At 65.4% G+C, this 2,039-nt stretch carries 2 protein-coding genes; both read left to right on the top strand.

Going from position 1 to position 2,039, the window contains the following annotated elements; genetic code table 11:
• The coding region (locus EN925_RS33370; protein WP_164894574.1) for a LacI family DNA-binding transcriptional regulator at positions 1-937 on the top strand (937 nt) is incomplete at its 5' end.
• Between the two features lie 63 nt (positions 938-1,000).
• Positions 1,001-2,039: sugar ABC transporter substrate-binding protein (locus EN925_RS33365; protein ID WP_164894573.1), on the top strand; the 1,039-nt coding region annotated here is incomplete at its 3' end.

Below are 2,039 nucleotides of genomic sequence, written 5' to 3'. Positions count from 1 at the left end.
CAGCCAGGGCCGGATGACAGCCGAGACGCGCGAACGCATTCGCGAGACCGCCCGGCGGCTTGGCTTCCGGCCCAACAGCCTGGCGCAAAGCCTGCTCCGACGCCGCAGCTTCACCGTCGGCCTGCTCACCAACGATACCTATGGCCGCTTCTCGCTGCCGCTGATGTCGGGCATTTCGGACGCGCTGGTCGACAATGGCGTCTCGGTGTTCCTGTGCAATGTCGAGGAGGATCCGCGGCTGGGCCAGATGCATGTCGACGCCATGCTCGACAAGCGCGTTGACGGCATCATCGCCACTGGCAAGCGCATCGATCGCCATCTGCCCGTCGACCTCTCCAATCTGCGCGTCCCGGTGATCTATGCCTTCACGCAGCCCGACCCCGACGCCGTCGCCTTCGTCTCGGACGATGTTGGCGGCGCCCGGCTGGCCGTCGAGCATTTTTGCCGGCTTGGCCGCAAGCGCATCGCCCACGTCACCGGGCCGGCGAGCTTTGCCGTGGTACACGCGCGCGTTCAGGCTTACCGCGACGTGCTCGCCGAAAACGGCCTGACGGTCAGCGAGCCGCTGCTCGGCTCCTGGTCGGAAGCCTGGGGTCACCAGGCGGTTGCGCAACTGTTCGACGGCAAAAGCGAAAGGCCCGACGCGGTCTTCTGCGGCAACGACCAGATCGCGCGCGGCGTCATCGATGCTCTGCGCGAACGCGGCCTCGACGTCCCCTGTGATGTCGGCGTCATCGGTTTCGACAATTGGGAGATTGTGGCCGAGGCGACGCGCCCGCCGCTGACCTCTGTCGACATGAACCTGGTCGCGCTCGGGCGCGAGGCCGGGTTGACCCTGCTTTCGCTGGTCGGCGGCAAGCCCGCCGCGCCCGGCATTCGAAAACTGCCGTGCCGGCTGGTGGTGCGGCAGTCATGCGGCCATCCGCCGGGTGGCTGAAAACGAAGCGCCGCGCAATCGGCGCCAAGCCGCGGACCGCGGCCAACCTTGGAGGAGGAGAACATGAGGAACCTGATTGCCAAACTGGCCCTGGCCGCTGCCGTTCTGGGCGGCGGTCTCGGCACTGCCGCCGCCGAGACGGCCAACATATGGGTGCGCGCCGACGGTTCGAATTTCATGCCGAGGATCGTCGATGCCTACAACAAGGCGCACACCAACCAGGTCAAGCTCGATATCATCCCCAATGCCGAGATCATCCCCAAATACGGTGCCGCGGCCGCCGGCGGCACAGCGCCCGACGCGCTGTCGCTCGACCTGATCTACACGCCCTCCTTCGCCGCAGCCGGCCAATTGGAGGACATCACCGACTGGGCAAAGTCCCTGCCCTATTTTGCCAGCCTGTCGCCGGCGCATGTGAAGACCGGCACCTACAAAGACCACATTTACGGCCTGCCCTTCTCCGCCGACGCCTCGGTGCTGATCTGGAACAAGAAGCTGTTCAAGCAGGCCGGCCTCGATCCCGAAAAAGGCCCGGCCAACTGGGCCGAGATCGCGGCCGATGCCGAGAAGGTCAACGCGCTCGGCGGCAACATCAAGGGCTTCTACTTCTCGGGCAATTGCGGCGGCTGCAACATCTTCACCTTCACGCCCCTGATCTGGGCGTCTGGTGGCGACATCCTGAGCGAAGACGGCTCGAAGGCGACGCTGGACAGCCCGCAGCTGCGCGGCGCCATCGATCTCTACCGCTCGATGGTCAAGAAGGATCTGGTACCGGCAGGCGCACAGACCGACACCGGCGCCAATTTCTTTGCCGCCTTCGCCGCCGGCAATATCGGCATCTCGCCGTCCGGCGCCTTTGCCATCGGCGCGCTCAACACCCAGTATCCCGACATCGATTACGGCGTCACCTTCCTGCCGGGCAAGGACAGCGGCTGGTCGTCCTTTGCGGGCGGCGACAATTTCGTCGTCACCAAGGGCACCACGAAACTGCCCGTGGTGAAGGAGTTCCTCGATTTCGCCTATTCGCTCGAGGGCCAGACCATCCTTGCCAAATACGGAAGCCTGCCGGTGCGCGGCGACATCGCCAAGGACGCGTTGAAGG

This window comes from Mesorhizobium sp. M7A.F.Ca.US.006.04.2.1 (genome assembly GCF_004022915.1).
Classification (GTDB): Bacteria; Pseudomonadota; Alphaproteobacteria; order Rhizobiales; family Rhizobiaceae; genus Mesorhizobium; species Mesorhizobium ciceri.
This window is presented reverse-complemented; position numbering and strand designations above follow the sequence as displayed.